Raw genomic sequence first — 17,596 nt, forward strand, 5'->3', positions numbered from 1 at the left:
GCTTGTTGTACGCGGGTGCGGGACGCCGGGGGCCGGCCTGGGAGGGCGAGGGCCGTGGGGAGGGAGGCAAGGGAGCGCCCGGGGGACTGGGCGAGGAGGTGGGCGTTGTCGTGGCGGAGAATGAGGGGTATGGGAGGTTCGGGTGAGCGGGCGCGGCACTGGCGGTATGCCGAGTTGCCCGGGGTCGATCTGCTGCGGGCGCGGTACGTGCGCAAGGCCTTCGTGCGGCATACGCATGAGCAGTTCGTCATCGCTGCCATCGCTGACGGGGTCGAGGTGTTTCACCATCGTGGCGCCGATCAGTACGCGGGGGCCGGGGCGCTGGCGCTGGTCAATCCGGATACGCCGCACACCGGGCGGGCCGGTGTGCCCGAGGGGTGGCGGTACGGGGCCGTGTATCCGTCGCCGGAGGTCGTGGCGGAGATCGCTGCCGAAACGACCTTGATCCGGGGGACGCCCGGGTTCGTCCGGCCGGTGCTGGATGATCCGTATGCCGTGCAACTGGTGCATCAGGTGTTGCGGGCCGCCGAGGAGGGGAACGCGCTGGCCGCCGACACCTTGTTGCGGGTTGCGGTGACCCGGCTGCTCCGGTTGAACGGTGGGGCGCTGCCGCAGCGGGAGGTGCGGACCGCGGGGGCCCGGGTGGCGGCACGCGTGCGTGCCGTGCTGGAGGAGCGGATGGCCGAGCCGCCGACGCTGGAGAGGCTGGCCGGTGAGCTGGGGACCAGCCCGTTCGCGTTGCTGCGGGCCTTCCGGGACGCGTACGGGATGCCGCCGCACGCCTGGCTGACCGACGCGCGGGTGCGTCGGGCGAGGCGGCTGCTGGATTCCGGGACGACTCCGGCCGAGGCGGCCGTCGCGGTGGGATTCACGGACCAGCCGCATCTGAATCGGCACTTCACGCGGATCGTGGGCGTGCCACCGGGGGCGTACCGCATTGAGCGCAAGAACGTACAAGACGAGCGGGAGCGGCTGCTTCTACCGTCCGACGTGTGACAGAGCAGACAGGTCTCATGGACAAGCGCGATGGTGGAGGCAGGCCCGACTCCGCCGTCGTGAGGGACGCCCTCGGGGTCGGGGTCGCCGTCGGGCTGTCCGGGTTCGCCTTCGGGGTGACCTCCGCGGGCAGCGGTCTCACGCTGTTGCAGACCTGCGCGCTCAGTCTGCTGGTGTTCACCGGGGCGTCGCAGTTCGCGCTGGTCGGGGCGCTCGCGGCGGGCGGGAATCCGCTCACCGCTGCCGCGGGGGCGTTCTTCCTCGGGGTACGCAACGCCTTCTACGGGCTTCGGCTGTCGCAGTTGCTGGCCCTCCCGCGCGCGGTGCGTCCGTTCGCCGCCCAGTGGGTCATCGACGAGACGACGGCGGTCGCGCTGGCACAGCCCACGCGGCGTGGTGCCCGGATCGGGTTCGCCGTGACGGGGCTCAGTCTGTACGTGCTGTGGAACCTCACCACGCTGCTCGGCGCGCTGGGCGCCGAGGCCATCGGCGACACCGACGCCTGGGGGCTGGACGCGGCCGGACCCGCGGTCTTCCTGGCGTTGCTGGCGCCCATGTTGACGACCGCCGTCGAGCGGACGGTCGCCGGTGTCGCGGTCGTTCTGGGGCTGGGGCTGCTGCCTGTGCTGCCCGCCGGCGTGCCCGTTCTGGTGGCCGCGCTCGCCGCGCCGGCCGTGCTGTGGGCCGAGGGCCGTCGTAAGGGCGCCGGCCATGAAGACGGACCGGGGGAAGACCGTTGAACACCTGGATCGCGATCGGTGCGACCGCCCTCGGGTGCTATGTCGTCAAGCTCGTCGGGCTGCTCGTGCCCGCGGGCGCTCTCGAGCGGCCCCTCGTGAAGCGGCTGGCCGCGCTGTTGCCCGTCGCTCTTCTCGCCGCGCTCACGGCCCAGCAGACATTCGCGGACGGGCGCGCACTGGTGCTGGACGCGAGGGCTGCGGGGCTCGCGGCGGCCGCCGTGGCCTTGGTGCTGCGCGCGCCCTTCCTGATCGTGGTCGCGACAGCCGTGGTGGTGACGGCGGGGGTGCGGGCGGTGGGCGGGTGAGTCTCCGGTCGCAGGTGCCGCTACGCCTGTAGCGCGCTGCTTCGCGTGAGGGGAGGGACGCGTGCACTGACCTGGGCCCTGGGGCGCCGGCGGTCCCGAGACAGCTCGCGGATGCCGCCCGCCGGGCGGCTCGCGTCGACTCAGCCCAGGGGACGGCCGAACGCTCTCAGGGTGCGCAGCGCGTCCAGCGACACCATGGGGCGTGCCTCCAAGGCCGTGCCAGGGGCCCACTGGCGCCAGCGGATCGGCCAGCCGCCGTCCTCCTGCTGGTCGTTCGCGAGGAAGTCCAGGGAGCGGGCCATCTCGTCGTCCGTGAACCACGCGCGCGCCAGGGAGGTCGGTGTCTTCGCGTAGTCGTGCGGGAAATGGTGCTCGCCGGGGGCGTAGCCCGGCGCGACCGGGTACGCGTCGGTCTGATCGGGGTCCAGGACCGCGAGCCGGTGCTCACGCACCAGACGGCCGAGCCGGTCGGCGACCGCCTCCGCGCGCGGGCGGTCGGGAACGGAGTCGAGGAAGGCCACGGCGGCCTGGAGCTCGTAGGGGTGGGACTCCTTCAGGGACTCGACCCTGTGCCAGCAGAAGTCGGTGGCCCGGAACAGCCAGGCGTGCCACACCTCGTTGCGGTGCAGGAGCCCGACCACCGGGCCGGTGGCGAGGAGGTCGCTCGGTGGGTCGTCCAGGATCGGGATGAAGGGGGCCGTCGGGTAGCCGCGCTGGCTCGGGTGGATCGCCGGAAGGGCACCGTCCGGTGTGGTCACGGAGGTCAGGTACCGGCAGATCCGCTCCACGCGCTGTCCGCCACAGCGCCCGATGGCGTCCAGGATCCGCAGGGCGTGACCGGTGTGCAGCGGCTGGCTGACCGGACCCCGCAGATCCGGCTCCAGCGCGTGGCCGTACCCGCCGTCCTCGTTGCGGTGGGCGTCCAGCGCCGTTTCCACCGGATCGGCGCTTCCCTTGAGGAAGTGGTATGCGAAAAGGCGCTGCTCCAGAACGCGTGCGGTGAGCCAGACGAAGTGCTCGGCACGCGCGAGCGGGGAGTGCGCCCGGGGCGTCTGGGGGAGTGGGGAAGCTCCTGTTTCGGCCATGCGTCAGACCGTAGGGCGGAAAGCGGTCTCGGCAAGCGGTCCCGGCTCAGGCCCACTCTCAGGGGCGGGATACTGGAGGCATGCGGTTGACGGTCTTCTGGGAGCGGATGACGGATCACTTCGGTCCGGGGTACGCCGACACCTTCGCGCGCGATCATGTGATGGCGGAGCTGGGCGGGCGCACGGTGCACGAGGCGCTGGACGCGGGCTGGGAGGCGAAGGACGTGTGGCGGGTGGTGTGCACGGTCATGAGTGTTCCGTGGGACAAGCACTGATCCGGTACGAAGGGGTCGGTGCCGGATGCGCCGATCGATGATGGACGATCATGAACCTCCGGTAAGAGAAACGCTGTTCGGTCATGAACGTCCTACGAGGGATGCACTGATCGGTCACGAAGATCGCCGGACTGGAGCCGATTGTCAGTCGGGTGGGCGAGACTTGCACCGTGGCACCCACTGACGAGACCGGCCAGGTCACCCCGCACACCTCCCCGTCCGGCACGACGCCGCCAGGTCGGCCTCCGGCCGGCCTCGCCGCCGGGCCGAACGCACGCATGCCTCGCTGGCTGCCCCGCGCCATGGTGCTCGCGCTCGCCCTCGTCGCCGTGTTCCAGCTGGGCAGTTGGGCCTTCCACCAGCTCACCAACCTGTTGATCAATGTCCTCATCGCGTTCTTCCTGGCCCTGGCCATCGAACCCGCGGTGAGCTGGATGGCCACGCGCGGGATGCGCCGGGGCCTGGCGACCGCTGTCGTCTTCCTCGGCGTGATGGTCGTGGCGGCCGGCTTCGTCACGCTGCTCGGTTCGATGCTGGCCGGCCAGATCATCAAGATCGTCGAGGATTTCCCCGAGTATCTCGACTCCGTCATCAACTGGATCAACACCCACTTCAACACCGAGTTGAGGAGAGTGGACGTCCAGGAGGGCGTGCTCCGCTCCGACTGGCTGCGCAACTACGTGCAGAACAGCGCCACCGGCGTCCTGGACGTGTCCGCGCAGGTCCTCGGCGGGCTCTTCCAACTGCTGACGATCGCGCTGTTCTCCTTCTACTTCGCCGCCGACGGCCCCCGGTTGCGCCGCGCTCTCTGCTCCATCCTGCCGCCCGCCAAGCAGGCCGAGGTGCTGCGCGCGTGGGAGATCGCGGTGAACAAGACCGGCGGCTACATCTACTCGCGCGGTCTGATGGCCCTCATCTCGGGCGTCGCGCACTACATCCTGTTGCAGACGCTCGACGTGCCGTACGCGCCCGTGCTCGCCGTGTGGGTGGGGCTGGTCTCGCAGTTCATCCCCACGATCGGCACGTACCTCGCGGGCGCCCTGCCCATGCTGATCGCCTTCACCGTCGATCCCTGGTACGCGCTGTGGGTGCTGATCTTCGTCGTGGTCTACCAGCAGTTCGAGAACTACGTACTGCAGCCCAAGCTGACCTCGAAGACCGTCGACATCCACCCCGCGGTCGCCTTCGGTTCCGTCATCGCCGGAACAGCTCTCCTCGGCGCCGTCGGCGCACTGATCGCCATCCCCGCGATCGCCACGCTGCAGGCCTTCCTCGGGGCGTACGTGAAGCGGTATGACGTCACGGACGACCCTCGGGTCCACGGCCACCGCAGACGCGGGGAGGGGGACGGCCCGTTCGTGCGTCTGCGTGCCCTGTGGGCCCGGCGGCCGGGGAGCGAGTACCCGGCCGACCGTTCCTCCTGATCGAGGGGGCGGGCCTCGGCCGTCGCTTTCATGGCGCTGCTGCGACGACACGCGTGCCAGGAGCTGTCGGGGGGGCAGGGGGCGGAGCTGTCGGGGGCAGGGGCAGTTGGCAGGTGGCGTGGCTTGGGGGCGGGCGGCCGGGCCGACGTAGTCTCGTAGGTGCCGCGTGGTGCGCTTGACACGAAAATCGAACATCCATTCCTATGGAGACTCCGGCGCGGCTCCCGACGGGCGTTTCGACATGGTTTCGGTGGAGAAGTTCCCGAGTTATCCACAGGCCGGACGGGCGTCGGGGCCCATTGTCAGTGGCAGGCGTTAGCGTCTTTGACGTGAAGCGATCGACTCAAGCAAACCGGGTGGAACCCATGGCAGGAACCGACCGCGAGAAGGCGCTCGACGCCGCTCTCGCACAGATTGAACGGCAATTCGGCAAGGGCGCGGTCATGCGCCTGGGCGAGCGGCCGAACGAGCCCATCGAGGTCATCCCCACCGGGTCGACCGCACTCGACGTCGCGCTCGGCGTCGGAGGCCTGCCGCGCGGTCGTGTCGTGGAGGTGTACGGGCCGGAGTCCTCCGGTAAGACGACCCTGACCCTGCACGCCGTGGCCAACGCCCAGAAGGCCGGCGGCCAGGTCGCGTTCGTCGACGCGGAGCACGCCCTCGACCCCGAGTACGCGAAGAAGCTCGGCGTCGACATCGACAACCTGATCCTGTCCCAGCCCGACAACGGCGAGCAGGCCCTGGAGATCGTGGACATGCTGGTCCGCTCCGGCGCCCTCGACCTGATCGTGATCGACTCCGTCGCCGCACTCGTCCCGCGCGCGGAGATCGAGGGCGAGATGGGTGACAGCCACGTCGGTCTCCAGGCCCGTCTGATGAGCCAGGCCCTGCGGAAGATCACCAGCGCGCTCAACCAGTCCAAGACCACCGCGATCTTCATCAACCAGCTCCGCGAGAAGATCGGCGTGATGTTCGGCTCGCCGGAGACCACGACAGGTGGCCGGGCGCTGAAGTTCTACGCCTCGGTGCGGCTCGACATCCGACGTATCGAGACGCTGAAGGACGGCACCGACGCGGTCGGCAACCGCACCCGCGTCAAGGTCGTCAAGAACAAGGTGGCGCCGCCCTTCAAGCAGGCCGAGTTCGACATTCTCTACGGGCAGGGCATCAGCCGCGAGGGCGGCCTGATCGACATGGGCGTGGAGAACGGCTTCGTCCGCAAGGCGGGCGCCTGGTACACGTACGAGGGCGACCAGCTCGGCCAGGGCAAGGAGAACGCGCGCAACTTCCTCAAGGACAACCCCGACCTGGCCAACGAGATCGAGAAGAAGATCAAGGAGAAGCTGGGTGTCGGGGTCAGTCCCGTGGAACCGGCTGCCGAGCCGGGCGCGGACGCCGTGATCGCCACGGACGACGCCGCGAAGGCGGTGCCGGCTCCGGCGGTGACCAAGGCCGCCAAGACCAAGGCCGCGGCGGCCAAGAGCTGATCCGTGACACGGCGAACCGACTGGGCCGAGTACGCCGCCGACCCGGATGCTCCGCATGAGCGGGGCCGGGGCGGCGACGGGCGCTTCGCCGACCTGAGCGGCGCGGACGCGGTCCAAGACGCGGACGGGGACCACGCCCGCACGTCTTCGTACGGCACGAGGGGGTCGTACGGCGACGAGCCGGGCGGTGGACAGTGGCAGGACGGGCCGCACGGGTCGGACGGCGGCAGTTCCGCCGGCTTCGGTGCCGATACGCCGTCCGGCGGTACCCGCCGGAACGGCGGGGCACGGGGTGCGGGTGGCTCGCGCGGGCGCCGTCGGCGCGGCCGCGCGGAGTCGTCCGGTGAGGACGGAGGTGCCTCCTTCTCGTCGAGGGCCGAGGAAGAGGCGTCTCCCGCGGACCCGGTCGAGCGGGCGAGGGCGATCTGTCTGCGCCTGCTCACCGGGACCCCGCGCACGCGAAAGCAGCTCGCGGACGCCCTGCGCAAGCGGGAGATCCCGGACGACGCCGCCGAGGAGGTGCTGTCGAGGTTCGAGGAGGTCGGGCTGATCAACGACAGCGCGTTCGCGGACGCCTGGGTGGAGTCGCGGCACCACGGGCGAGGACTGGCCCGGCGCGCACTCGCCCGGGAACTGCGGAACAAGGGCGTCGACTCCACGCTCATCGACGAGGCCGTCGGGCAGGTCGACTCCGAGCAGGAGGAGGCGACCGCACGCGAGCTGGTCGCCCGGAAGCTGCGCTCCACGCGAGGCCTCGACCGGGACAAGCGACTGCGCCGCCTCGCCGGCATGCTCGCCCGCAAGGGCTATCCCGAGGGCATGGCCCTCAGGGTGGTTCGGCGGGCGCTGGAGGAGGAGGGCGAGGACGCGGAGTTCCTTGAGGACGAGGGGTTTTGAGGGGAGTGAGGACGGCGCCGGTGGCTACGACGTCATCACGTCACCGGAAGCCCTGCCGCCCGCCACGCCTGGAAGCCCCCGGCCATGTCGGTGGCCCGGCTCAGCCCCAGCTGGTGCAGGGACGCGGCCGCCAGACTCGAGGCGTACCCCTCGTTGCAGATCACCACGACACGCAGGTCATGGCCCGTGGCCTCGGGGGCGCGGTGGCTGCCCTGCGGGTCGAGCCGCCACTCCAGTTCGTTGCGTTCGATGACGAGGGCGCCGGGGATCAGGCCGTCCCGCTCGCGCAGGGCGGCGTAGCGGATGTCCACCAACAGCGCGTCGCCGGCCAGGACAGCGTCGTAGGCATCCCGCGGCTCCACCCGCTCGAAACCGCCGCGCACCCGCTCCAGCAACTCGTCGATCCCGGCGGGCCGTTCACTCGGGCCGACGGCATCGACGGCATCGACGGCATCGACGGCATCGACGGAACCGTCGGCGCTGTCCGTTCGGATCACACCGGCCGCGTCCGGGCTTCCCGCCCGGCTCACTGCCAGTCCTCCGGGCGCTCCACCTGCTCCAGGCGCAGGATCGGCCCGCTGCGGCTGTAGCGGCGGATCTGGGGGAGAGGCGGGTAGTAGGCGTGGACGGAGATCGCGTGCTGGTCGGAGGACTCGTTGAGGACCTCGTGGACGTGGTGGCGGCCGAAGGCGCGGCCCTGTCCGGTGGTCAGCCGGCGTTCACGGTCCACGCCCTCGGTCAGTTCCAGTGTCTTCCAGCCGTCGGTGGGCAGCCGTGCGGCGAGAGAGTTCTCCTTGAGCTCACCGGCCGCGGTCACGAACGCGCCCACCGATTCGGCGTGGTCGTGCCACCCGGTGCCGCTTCCGGGAGGCCAGCCGATCAGCCAGGCCTCACTTCCGCCGGGCCCTTCCAACCGCACCCAGGTGCGGCCCTCCGGGTCGAGCGGGAGGGAATCGATCAGCGCGGTGTCGCCGGCCGTGCGCCGGACGAAGTCGAGGAGGTCCGCCTGCGTGGGCCCGGAGGCAGCGGAGCCCACGGAAACGGCGGAACCGGCAGAGGAGACAGTGGAAACAGCAGGGGAGACAGACACGGGTACCGTCCTGAAGAGCGTTCGCGTGCGGTGCGCGTCAACGCAGAAGCGGCGCGCGCCGAGGTGATGGGGGATGCGAATTCAGCAGGACGGGCGACACACGCAGCCCGCATAGCGGACGAGGTCCACATGGACCTTCCGCCACAGGTGCACACAGGTGTCGATCACGATCCGGAGTACACCATGGTGGTGCGGGCCGGTCAACTCGCTGTCACTATGTGGACGCACAGTGACAGCGAGCACAGTGGCCGGCACGAACCGATCACCACTCAGCTCGAGCCACCCAGCTCACCTCGAGCCGGCCGCAGCCCCCGCTCCCGCCCCTGCCCCCGCTTCCGCCCGCACCGGCCCGCCCAGCGCCGCCTCCGCCGCCGCGTACAGGTCGGCGGGACGGACTCCGGTCAGTGCCGTGACGAGGTGACCGTCGGGCCGTACGAGAAGGACGGTGTGCGGGGCCGCTCCCGGGTACTCCTCGGCGACCAGCAGCTCGGCGGCGTGCGGCAGCGCGGACACCGCCGCCGCCAGCCGGGGCATGATCCCGGCGCTCACCCAGTGCTTGCGCTCCCACACGCCGGTGCCCGGCGCGATCAGTACGACCAGCAGCGCGCCGCGACCGAGGCGGTCCCGCAGCTGTACGAAGGAGCCGTCCTCCGCGGTCACCCGCACATCGGTGACCGGCGCGCCCGGCGCCGTGTCGACCGGGGCCCGTCCCTCGATGTGCCGGGGTGCGAGCGGTGAGTCGGCGTACGAGCCCGGCGCACCCAGGACTCCGCGCCCCAGGTGACCGTCCGCGAGCAACGCGTCGTGGCCACGGGCCCCGCCGGAGACGTACGCGCGCAGGCCACCGCCTCCGCGCAGCAGCGGCAGCGCCTGGTCGGCGGCGCGCAGCCGGGCGGAGACGGCCGCGCGCCGCTCCTCCTGGTAGCTGTCGAGCAGCGCCTCATGCGGACCGTGGTGCCAGGCCAGCGCCAGTTTCCAGGCGAGGTTGTCCGCGTCCCTGATGCCCTCGTCGAGGCCCTGGGTGCCGAGCGCGCCCAGGAGGTGCGCGGCGTCCCCGGCGAGGAAGACCCGTCCGACGCGCCAGCGGCGGGCCAGCCGGTGGTGGACCGTGTGGACGCCGGTGTCCAGGAGTTCGTACGACGGTGTCGAGCCGTCGGCCCACCCGGCCAGGGTCTCCCGGACCCGGGCCACCAGCTGCTCGGGCGTGACCAGGTCCTTGCCCGGCGGCAGCAGCCAGTCGAGGCGCCACACCCCGTCCGGCAGGGGACGTCCGGTGATCTCGCCGGCCGAGGGGCCGGCCGTGCGCCATGGCGGTGTTCGATGAAGCAACGCCTGGTCGGGCCAGGGGAGTTCCGTACGCAGTGCCGCGACGGCGTGTCGTTCGACCGACGTACGGCCCGGGAAGCGGATGTCCTGGAGCTTGCGGACCGTGGAGCGGGGGCCGTCACAGCCGATCAGATAACTGCCACGCCACCAGGTGCCCTTGGGGCCGCGGGTGTGGGCGGTCACGCCCGAGGGTTCCTGTTCGATGCCGTCGAGGCGGCTGTTCACGGCGATCCTGGCCAGGCGCTCGCCGGCCAGGGCGGCGCGCAGAGCGCCGGTCAGCACGTGCTGGGCGACGTGCAGGGGAGCGGGAGTGGCCTCGCCCTCGGCGTCCGCGGCGTCCGGAGCGCCCTCGAAGATGACCTCGCGCATCACCTGCTTGCGCCGCATCGACCGCCATCCGGCCCAGTGGACGCCGGCTTCGGCGAGCGGTACGCCGGTCAGCCGCTCGATGAGGGCGGCGGTGTCCTCGCGCAGGACGACGGTGCGCGCCAGGCGCGGTTCGTCCTTGCCCGGTCCTTCGTCGAGGACCACGGAGGGCACTTCCTGACGTGCCAGAGCGAGGGCGAGCGTGAGCCCGACGGGCCCCGCTCCGACGATGATCACCGGGTCCACGGCGCGGCGCCCCCTGCCCGCGGTGGTGTCCCGAGGGACATGGGTGAACAGGAAGGTGGAGCAGGGTGCACGATCACAGAACGTATGCAACAGATTGCGGGTGCTTGCGTCAAGTGACGAAGGGCAGTGGCGATCATGCCACTGCCCCCGTGTCGTTCATGCCACTTGGCTGATCATCAGATACCGCCACCTGCACCGGTTCCGAAGGAGCCCCTGATCTCGGCGGCGTTGAGCTCTTCCACGTCCTCCTTGCCGAGGACCACGCCCGTGCTCCGCTTGCTGCGCCGCAGCCGCTTCTCCAGCCAGCCCGCGAAGCTGGTGAGAATGAAGTTGAGCACGATGTAAATGACCGCTACCACGATGAAGCTGGGGATGACGTTGGCGTAGACGGCCGCGAGTGTGCTGCGCGTGTTGAGCAGCTCGGTGAACCCGATCATCACGCCGCCCAGCGCGGTGTCCTTCACGATGACCACGAGCTGGCTGACGATGGCCGGCAGCATCGCGGTGACGGCCTGCGGCAGCAGGACGTTGGTCATCGTCTGGCCCTTGCGCAGACCGACCGCCATAGCGGCCTCCGACTGGCCCTTCGGCAGGGACAGGATGCCGGCCCGGACGATCTCGGCGAGGACGGACGCGTTGTAGAGCACGAGGCCGGTGACGACCGCGTACAGGGGCCGCTCCTCGGTGCTGACGCCCGTGTAGCGGGCGTAGAACTCGTTGGCGAACAGCATCAGCAGCAGCACCGGGATGGACCGGAAGAACTCGACCACCGCACCGGCCGGAACCCTCACCCAACGGTGGTCGGAGAGGCGGGCGATGCCGAAGAGCCCGCCCAGCGGAAGGGCGATCACCATGGCGAGAGCCGCCGCCTTCAGCGTGTCGGCCAATCCTGGCAGCAGGTACGTCGTCCAGGCCTGCGACTCGGTGAACGGCTTCCACAAGGCCCAGGTCAGCTGGTTCTTGTCGTCCATGGTCTGCCAGACCCACCACAGGAGCAGGAGCAGCAGGACGAAGAAGACCACCGAGAAGAGGACGTTGCGCCTCTTGGCGCGGGGCCCCGGAGTGTCGTAGAGGACGGAGCTCATCGCTTCACCGCCAGTCGCTTGCTCAGCCAGCCCAGGATGAGGCCGGTGGGGAGGGTCAGTACCACGAACCCGAATGCGAAGACGGCGCCGATGAGCAGCGTCTGGGCCTCGTTCTCGATCATTTCCTTCATCAGGAAGGCGGCCTCGGCCACGCCGATCGCGGCGGCCACGGTGGTGTTCTTGGTCAACGCGATCAGCACGTTGGCCAGCGGGCCGATGACCGAGCGGAAGGCCTGCGGCAGGATGATCAGCGACAGGGTCTGGCTGAAGCTCAGGCCGATGGCGCGTGCCGCCTCGGCCTGGCCGAGCGGCACGGTGTTGATGCCGGAGCGGATCGCCTCGCAGACGAACGCCGCGGTGTAGGCGACGAGGCCGAGCACCGCCAACCGGAAGCCCTGGACCTTGAAGTCGGAGGCACCCATCGTCATGCCGAAGATGTCGGCGAGACCGAGCGAGGTGAAGAGGATGATGACGGTCAGGGGAATGTTCCGGACGATGTTGACGTAGGCGGTGCCGAACCCACGCATGAGCGGGACCGGGCTGACGCGCATCGCGGCCAGGAGGGTGCCCCAGACCAGGGAGCCGACGCCGGAGAGGGCGGTGAGCTTCACCGTCATCCAGAAGGCGCCCCAAATGCTCGGGTCGTCATAGTCTGAAAGAAAGTCGAACACGATCTCCCGCGCTTCCGGGTGGGTGGCGTACGTGGACAGCGCGGCGTGCCGCCGCCTTGATCGCGATCGGCGACGGCACGCCGGTGAACCATCGCGCTTACTTGACGATGTTGCCGATCTTCGGCGCGGGCTCGTTCTTGTAGTTGGCCGGACCGAAGTTGTCCTTGACCGCCGTCTCCCAGGCGCCGTCGCTGACCATCTTCTCCAGGGCGTCGTTGATCTTGTTCACGGTCTCGGTGTCGCCCTTCTTCACGCCGATGCCGTAGTTCTCGTTGCTGAGCTTGAGACCGGTGAGTTTGAACTGACCCTTGTACTGGTCCTGCGCGGCGAAGCCCGCGAGGATCGAGTCGTCCGTGGTCAGCGCGTCCACGGAGCCGGCCTGCAGGCCGGAGATGCACTCCGAGTAGCCGCTCAGCTGCTTCAGGTTGGCCTTCGGGGCGATCTCGTCCTTGACATTCTGCGCCGAGGTGGAGCCGGTCACCGAGCACAGGTTCTTGCCGTTGAGGTCGGTGCCCTCGCTGATGTCCGAGTCGGCCTTGACCAGCAGGTCCTGGTGGGCCAGCAGGTACGGGCCGGCGAAGTCGACCTTCTTGGCACGCTCGTCGTTGATCGAGTAGGTGGCCGCGATGAACTTGACGTCGCCGCGAGCAAGCGCGTTCTCGCGGTCGGCGCTCTTCGTCTCGACGAACTCGATCTGGTTGGGCTCGTAGCCGAGTTCCTTGGCAACGTACGTGGCCACGTCGACGTCGAAGCCGGAGAACGACCCGTCGGGCTCCTTCAGACCCAGGCCGGGCTGGTCGTACTTGATGCCGATCTTGATCTTGTCGCCGCCACCGGAACCCGAGCCGGTGTCGCTGCTGTCCTTGTCGTCGCCTCCGCATGCGGTCGCGGTCAGCGTGAGAACGAGCGCAGCGGCCGCCGCGGCGGAGACCTTGCGGAGCTTCATGGTGAACATCCTTTGCGTGGTGAGGAGAATGCCGTCGTTGCGGATGACACCGCCCTGGTGATCCGGGCGCGTCAGGGGTGCGGATGCGTCAGTGGTGCAGGATCTTCGACAGGAAGTCCTTGGCTCGGTCGCTGCGCGGGTTGCTGAAGAACTGGTCCGGCACAGCTTCTTCGACGATCCGACCGTCCGCCATGAACACCACCCGGTTCGCGGCCGAACGGGCGAAGCCCATCTCGTGGGTGACGACGATCATGGTCATGCCGTCACGGGCGAGCTGCTGCATGACCTCCAGCACCTCGTTGATCATCTCCGGGTCGAGCGCCGAGGTGGGCTCGTCGAAGAGCATGACCTTGGGGTCCATGGCCAGGGCGCGAGCGATCGCGACACGCTGCTGCTGGCCGCCGGAGAGCTGTGCGGGGTACTTGTCCGCCTGGCTGGCGACACCCACGCGGTCGAGCAGGGCGCGGGCCTTCTCCTCGGCCGCCTTCTTGTCGGCCCTGCGGACCTTGATCTGGCCCAGCATGACGTTCTCGAGCACGGTCTTGTGCGCGAACAGATTGAAGGACTGGAAGACCATTCCCACGTCGGCACGTAGCCGGGCCAGCGCCTTGCCCTCCTGGGGCAGCGGCTTGCCGTCGATGGCGATCGTGCCGGAGTCGATTGTCTCCAGGCGGTTGATGGCGCGGCACAGGGTGGACTTCCCGGACCCGGAGGGTCCGATGACCACGACGACCTCGCCGCGGGCGATCGTCAGATCGATGTCCTGGAGTACGTGCAACGCGCCGAAGTGCTTGTTGACGCTCTTCAGGACGACCAGTTCTCCGGTCGCGGCCATGTCTTCCTTGGCCACCGATACTTCGGTCATCGCTCTAAGGCTCCGTCCTCCTCGGTTTCGGAGGACAGTAGTAACCACTCGCGACCAGCGTCATTACATCTGAGGGGAATCTGAGCATCACGATCCGATAGCAATCGGACACGTGTCGTAGCACTTGCGAGCTGGGCGCGTATCGGCCGGGTAACGGTAGCCGCGCGCAACCGGAACCCTCTTGACGCCGTCCTCATCCATCAGCGTGACTGCCATGTGCACGCGCGCGTGCACACGTTTTCTGTACACAACCTGATCGTACGTCCGATGAACCGAAGGGGGCCCGGATGAGACTGCTCCTCGTCGAAGACGACAACCACGTCGCAGCCGCCCTGTCCGCGGTGCTGGCGCGGCACGGTTTCGACGTCACGCACGCCCGCAGCGGCGAGGAGGCTCTTCAGGCCCTCGTACCGGAAGGCGCCGGCTTCGGAGTCGTCCTCCTCGACCTGGGGCTGCCCGACCAGGACGGCTACGAGGTGTGCGGCAAGATCCGCAAGCGCACCAGCACCCCGGTCATCATGGTCACCGCCCGCTCCGACGTCCGCTCCCGCATCCACGGCCTCAACATGGGCGCCGACGACTACGTGGTGAAGCCGTACGACACCGGAGAGCTGCTGGCGCGGATCCACGCCGTCAGCCGGCGCACCGCCCACGAGGACGTCCCGGGCGCGAGCGACACCGCCCTGACCCTCGGCCCGGTGCACATCGAGCTGCCCACCCGTCAGGTCAGCGTGGGCGGAGCGGTCGTCCAGCTGACCCGCAAGGAGTTCGACCTGCTCGCCCTGCTCGCGCAGCGTCCCGGAGTCGTCTTCCGCCGGGAGCAGATCATCAGCGAGGTGTGGCGCACCAGCTGGGAGGGGACCGGACGCACTCTTGAGGTGCACGTGGCGTCCCTGCGCGCCAAGCTGCGGATGCCGGCGCTGATCGAGACCGTACGCGGCGTGGGCTACCGGCTCGTCGCCCCGGGCGCGTAGCGGGGCCGGGTGCGCACACGTCTGCTCCCGCTGCTCATCATCCTGATGGCGGCCGTGCTGCTCGCCCTGGGCGTCCCGCTCGCCGTCAGCGTGGCCGCGGCCCAGCAGCAGAAGGTGGTCGTCGACCGGATCGACGACACGGCCCGCTTCGCGGCGCTCGCCCAGTTCGTCACCGACAGGCCCGGCGCGGGAAACGAGCGCCGGGACACCCTGGGCATCGAGCTGGCCAGCTACCACGAGGTCTACGGCATCCGCGCGGGCGTCTTCTACCGCAACCGCACCTCCATGGCCAAGGCGCCCTCGACCTTCGTCCTGCCGGACGAGGGAGAGGTGCGCGCCGCCTTCGGCGAGGCCCTGCTCAGCCGCCGCAGTCACGACCCGAAACAGGTGTGGCCCTGGCAGCGCAACCGTCTGGTCGTCGCCTCGCCGGTCATCCGGGACGGTGACGTCGTCGCGGTCGTGGTCACCGACTCGCCCACCGGGCAGATGCGTTCGCGCATCCTGCACGGCTGGCTGGTCATCGGCGCGGGCGAGATCGCCGCCATGCTGCTGGCCGTCGGCGCCGCGCTGCGCCTGACCGGCTGGGTCCTCAGGCCCGTGCGCGTCCTCGACGCCACCACCCACGCGATCGCGAGCGGGGCCCTGAAGTCACGCGTCGCCGCCGCCGGCGGCCCGCCGGAACTCCGGCGGCTGGCCCGGTCGTTCAACGAGATGGCGGACAACGTCGAGGACGTCCTGGAGCAGCAGCGTGCCTTCGTCGCCGACGCCTCGCACCAGCTGCGCAACCCGCTCGCCGCGCTGCTGCTGCGCATCGAGCTGCTCGCGTTCGAACTCCCGGAGGGCAACCAGGAGATCGCCTCCGTGCAGGCCGAGGGCAAGCGTCTGGCAGAGGTCCTGGACGACCTGCTCGACCTGGCCCTGGCCGAGCACACCGAGGCCGACCTGAGGATCACCGACATCGGTGCGCTCGCCGCCGAGCGCGTCGCGGCCTGGACACCGACCGCACAGGCCAAGGGCGTACGCCTGGTGGGGGACTGCCCGCCCACCACCGGCTGGGCCGACCCGGTCACGCTGTCCAGCGCCCTGGACGCGGTGATCGACAACGCGGTGAAGTTCACACCGAGGGACGAGACCGTCGAGGTGACGGTCGCCTCCGACGGCGACACCACCACCGTCGTGGTCAACGACAACGGGCCGGGGCTGACCGACGAGGAACTCACCCGCGTGGGCGACCGCTTCTGGCGCAGCGGCCGTCACCAGAACATCAAGGGCTCCGGCCTCGGCCTGTCCATCTCCCGCGCGCTCCTCACAGCCGGCGGCGGCTCGATCACATACGACCACCACGAGCCGCACGGCCTGACGGTGACGGTCCGGGTACCCCGATCGGCGACCTGACGTCCGTAGCGCGGTGGACCACGGAGTAGGGCAACAGGCCGAGATGCACCGCGCCTCACGCGCGTGTTTGCCTGCCGCCTTCCGATGACACGTACTGCGACGGACGACGAGACGCCCGTACGGCGCTTGCGTGACGTCTCGTACGACGCCGACGGGACGCCCGCTACGGCTTGACGGAGCGGTAGTAGCGCCGGGCGCCGTCGTGCAGCGCCAGCGGGTCCGTGTAGATCGCCGTGCGGACGTCGACCAGCTGGGCGGAGTGGACGTGGGAGCCGATCTCGTCCCGGCTCTTGAGGACGGCCCGGGTCAGCCACTCGGTGAGCCGCGCATCCGTGTCCTTGCGCGTGATCAGCACGTTGGACACCGCCAGGGTCGCGACCGTGGCCCCCTTCTGGATCGAGGGGTAGGCCGACTCCGGCATGTTCGTGGCCCGGTAGTAGCGGGAGGCGCCGCCCTGGTCGTGCAGTTTGGAGACGAGGTCGGAGCCGATCGGCACGAACCGGTAGGGGTAGCCGACGGCCAGCTTCTTCAGACCCTGCGTCGGCAGACCGCCCGACCAGAAGAACGCGTCGATGTCGCCACGCTTCATCCGCTCCGGGCCGGTGTCGATCCCGTCGGCCAGCGGCGTGATGTCCTTCCGGGCGTCGATGCCCGCGGCCTTGAGCACCCGGGTGGCGATCAGCCGCACGCCCGAGAAGGGGCGCCCTATGGCGACGCGCTTGCCCCTCAGGTCCGCGACGCTCTGGACGTTCGAGTCGGGCGGGACGATGAGCTGCACGTAGTCGTCGTAGAGGCGGGCGACACCGCGCAGGCGGTCTGCGCCGGGGCCCTTGGCCAGTGCGTACGTCTCGACGGCGTCGGCCGCCGCTATGGTGAAGTCGGCCTTGCCGGTGGCCACGCGCGCGACGTTCGCCTGGGAGCCGTCACTGGTCATCAGCCGCACCTTCAGGTCCGGCATGTCCTTGTCGAGCTCGTTGCTCAGCCGTCGTCCGTACTCCTGGTACACCCCGGCCTTCGTCCCCGTGCTGAACGTGATCGTCCCGCTCGGCGGCGCCTCGCCCAGCGGCAGAAGCCACCACAGCAGCAACCCGAGCACGACGAAGCCGGCGGCGGCTCCCTGCAGGGCCCGGCGCCTGCCGATGGTGGCGAACACTCTGGACATGCGGGCGATCCTGCCAGCCGGGGTGCGGTGCTGGCCAGGGGCGGCTTCGGGAGGGAGGTGCAGTGGGGGTAGCGGCGCAGTAGGGCCAGTGGGGGAGAGGGGCCGGGCGCCGGTGCGGGGTACCAGGGCTGGCGGCCAGGTACTGACGCCTGACGCCTGAGCCTGAGGCCTGAGGCCTGAGGCCTGAGGCCTGTGGCCTGTGGCCTGACGCTGGGTGCTCGGCGGCGCCGAGGGCGTTGTCGTAGGCGATCGCTAGAGTCG

The 17,596-nt window shown here is 70.0% G+C and carries 18 protein-coding genes and 1 pseudogene; 9 read left to right on the forward strand and 10 right to left on the reverse strand.

Translation table 11 applies throughout. The features are described from left to right. The first annotated feature begins 129 nt into the window (after positions 1-129). The 3 genes and pseudogenes from AQJ84_RS38275 (at position 130) to AQJ84_RS38285 (ending at position 2,041) form a co-directional block, all read left to right on the forward strand. Positions 130-1,059, forward strand: a pseudogene (locus tag AQJ84_RS38275) (AraC family transcriptional regulator). Beyond that, a complete protein-coding gene (locus AQJ84_RS38280; protein WP_198536298.1) occupies positions 1,014-1,736 on the forward strand; it encodes an AzlC family ABC transporter permease in 723 nt (240 codons plus the stop codon). The pseudogene AQJ84_RS38275 and the gene AQJ84_RS38280 overlap by 46 nt, the downstream one beginning before the upstream one ends. Continuing rightward, a complete protein-coding gene (locus AQJ84_RS38285) occupies positions 1,733-2,041 on the forward strand; it encodes an AzlD domain-containing protein (RefSeq protein ID WP_053190897.1) in 309 nt (102 codons plus the stop codon). Before AQJ84_RS38280 ends, AQJ84_RS38285 begins: the two co-directional genes overlap by 4 nt. Before the next feature lie 140 nt (positions 2,042-2,181). Here AQJ84_RS38285 and AQJ84_RS38290 read toward each other — a convergent pair whose 3' ends face one another. Continuing rightward, the gene (locus AQJ84_RS38290) at positions 2,182-3,126 is read right to left on the reverse strand and encodes a hypothetical protein (protein WP_030038899.1); all 945 of its coding nucleotides are present in this window, start codon (positions 3,124-3,126) and stop codon (positions 2,182-2,184) included. Positions 3,127-3,206: 80 nt separating this feature from the next. On the opposite strand from AQJ84_RS38290, the gene AQJ84_RS38295 reads away from it, so the two are divergent. The 4 genes from AQJ84_RS38295 to recX all read left to right on the forward strand — a co-directional run bounded on the left by AQJ84_RS38295 (position 3,207) and on the right by recX (position 7,209). Continuing rightward, positions 3,207-3,401, forward strand: a complete 195-nt coding sequence (locus AQJ84_RS38295; RefSeq protein WP_030038900.1) for a DUF3046 domain-containing protein — start codon at positions 3,207-3,209, stop codon at positions 3,399-3,401. A gap of 170 nt (positions 3,402-3,571) precedes the next feature. Then, positions 3,572-4,825 (forward strand): AI-2E family transporter, encoded by a 1,254-nt coding sequence (locus tag AQJ84_RS38300; protein WP_198536296.1) that lies wholly within the window; start codon positions 3,572-3,574, stop codon positions 4,823-4,825. A gap of 365 nt (positions 4,826-5,190) precedes the next feature. Then, entirely contained in the window at positions 5,191-6,312 is a 1,122-nt protein-coding gene (recA, locus tag AQJ84_RS38305) for a recombinase RecA (RefSeq protein WP_030038902.1), read from the forward strand. 3 nt (positions 6,313-6,315) lie between these two features. Beyond that, positions 6,316-7,209 carry a recombination regulator RecX gene (gene recX / locus AQJ84_RS38310; RefSeq protein ID WP_053190900.1) on the forward strand — a complete coding sequence of 298 codons (894 nt, stop codon included), beginning with the start codon at positions 6,316-6,318 and terminating at the stop codon, positions 7,207-7,209. Positions 7,210-7,244: 35 nt separating this feature from the next. On the opposite strand, the gene AQJ84_RS38315 is transcribed toward recX, so the two are convergent. The 8 genes from AQJ84_RS38315 to AQJ84_RS38345 all read right to left on the reverse strand — a co-directional run bounded on the left by AQJ84_RS38315 (position 7,245) and on the right by AQJ84_RS38345 (position 13,804). Further along, positions 7,245-7,613 carry a rhodanese-like domain-containing protein gene (locus tag AQJ84_RS38315; RefSeq protein WP_053190946.1) on the reverse strand — a complete coding sequence of 123 codons (369 nt, stop codon included), beginning with the start codon at positions 7,611-7,613 and terminating at the stop codon, positions 7,245-7,247. A gap of 122 nt (positions 7,614-7,735) precedes the next feature. After that, a complete protein-coding gene (locus tag AQJ84_RS38320) occupies positions 7,736-8,299 on the reverse strand; it encodes a cupin domain-containing protein (RefSeq protein ID WP_030038906.1) in 564 nt (187 codons plus the stop codon). A gap of 81 nt (positions 8,300-8,380) precedes the next feature. After that, a complete protein-coding gene (locus AQJ84_RS45190) occupies positions 8,381-8,554 on the reverse strand; it encodes a putative leader peptide (protein ID WP_374935206.1) in 174 nt (57 codons plus the stop codon). A gap of 33 nt (positions 8,555-8,587) precedes the next feature. After that, a complete protein-coding gene (locus AQJ84_RS38325) occupies positions 8,588-10,237 on the reverse strand; it encodes an FAD-dependent monooxygenase (RefSeq protein WP_053190902.1) in 1,650 nt (549 codons plus the stop codon). Positions 10,238-10,413: 176 nt separating this feature from the next. After that, positions 10,414-11,322, reverse strand: coding sequence for an amino acid ABC transporter permease (locus AQJ84_RS38330; RefSeq protein ID WP_030038909.1), 909 nt, complete (start codon positions 11,320-11,322; stop codon positions 10,414-10,416). After that, on the reverse strand, positions 11,319-11,993 hold the full coding sequence (locus tag AQJ84_RS38335) for an amino acid ABC transporter permease (protein WP_030038910.1): 675 nt from the start codon (positions 11,991-11,993) through the stop codon (positions 11,319-11,321). The genes AQJ84_RS38330 and AQJ84_RS38335 overlap by 4 nt, the downstream gene beginning before the upstream one ends. Before the next feature lie 97 nt (positions 11,994-12,090). After that, positions 12,091-12,939, reverse strand: coding sequence for a glutamate ABC transporter substrate-binding protein (locus AQJ84_RS38340; protein WP_030038911.1), 849 nt, complete (start codon positions 12,937-12,939; stop codon positions 12,091-12,093). Positions 12,940-13,027: 88 nt separating this feature from the next. Continuing rightward, positions 13,028-13,804, reverse strand: coding sequence for an amino acid ABC transporter ATP-binding protein (locus AQJ84_RS38345; RefSeq protein WP_030038912.1), 777 nt, complete (start codon positions 13,802-13,804; stop codon positions 13,028-13,030). Between the two features lie 287 nt (positions 13,805-14,091). On the opposite strand from AQJ84_RS38345, the gene AQJ84_RS38350 reads away from it, so the two are divergent. Together AQJ84_RS38350 and AQJ84_RS38355 are read left to right on the forward strand one after the other, a co-directional pair. Further along, positions 14,092-14,778 (forward strand): response regulator transcription factor, encoded by a 687-nt coding sequence (locus AQJ84_RS38350; RefSeq protein ID WP_030038913.1) that lies wholly within the window; start codon positions 14,092-14,094, stop codon positions 14,776-14,778. A gap of 9 nt (positions 14,779-14,787) precedes the next feature. Next, positions 14,788-16,173 (forward strand): sensor histidine kinase, encoded by a 1,386-nt coding sequence (locus tag AQJ84_RS38355; protein ID WP_053190905.1) that lies wholly within the window; start codon positions 14,788-14,790, stop codon positions 16,171-16,173. 163 nt (positions 16,174-16,336) lie between these two features. Here AQJ84_RS38355 and AQJ84_RS38360 read toward each other — a convergent pair whose 3' ends face one another. Then, the gene (locus AQJ84_RS38360; RefSeq protein WP_030038915.1) at positions 16,337-17,335 is read right to left on the reverse strand and encodes a TAXI family TRAP transporter solute-binding subunit; all 999 of its coding nucleotides are present in this window, start codon (positions 17,333-17,335) and stop codon (positions 16,337-16,339) included. Positions 17,336-17,596: the final 261 nt, after the last annotated feature.

This window comes from Streptomyces resistomycificus (genome assembly GCF_001514265.1).
Classification (GTDB): Bacteria; Actinomycetota; Actinomycetes; order Streptomycetales; family Streptomycetaceae; genus Streptomyces; species Streptomyces resistomycificus.

Excerpts from the sequence above, each read along its gene's own strand:
- AQJ84_RS38280 (WP_198536298.1), top strand. The coding sequence starts at position 1,014 with ATGGACAAGCGCGATGGTGGAGGCAGGCCCGACTCCGCCGTCGTGAGG.
- AQJ84_RS38290 (WP_030038899.1), bottom strand. The coding sequence starts at position 3,126 with ATGGCCGAAACAGGAGCTTCCCCACTCCCCCAGACGCCCCGGGCGCAC.
- AQJ84_RS38295 (WP_030038900.1), top strand. The coding sequence starts at position 3,207 with ATGCGGTTGACGGTCTTCTGGGAGCGGATGACGGATCACTTCGGTCCG.
- recA (WP_030038902.1), top strand. The coding sequence starts at position 5,191 with ATGGCAGGAACCGACCGCGAGAAGGCGCTCGACGCCGCTCTCGCACAG.
- AQJ84_RS38330 (WP_030038909.1), bottom strand. The coding sequence starts at position 11,322 with ATGAGCTCCGTCCTCTACGACACTCCGGGGCCCCGCGCCAAGAGGCGC.
- AQJ84_RS38340 (WP_030038911.1), bottom strand. The coding sequence starts at position 12,939 with ATGAAGCTCCGCAAGGTCTCCGCCGCGGCGGCCGCTGCGCTCGTTCTC.
- AQJ84_RS38345 (WP_030038912.1), bottom strand. The coding sequence starts at position 13,804 with ATGACCGAAGTATCGGTGGCCAAGGAAGACATGGCCGCGACCGGAGAA.
- AQJ84_RS38350 (WP_030038913.1), top strand. The coding sequence starts at position 14,092 with ATGAGACTGCTCCTCGTCGAAGACGACAACCACGTCGCAGCCGCCCTG.
- AQJ84_RS38360 (WP_030038915.1), bottom strand. The coding sequence starts at position 17,335 with ATGTCCAGAGTGTTCGCCACCATCGGCAGGCGCCGGGCCCTGCAGGGA.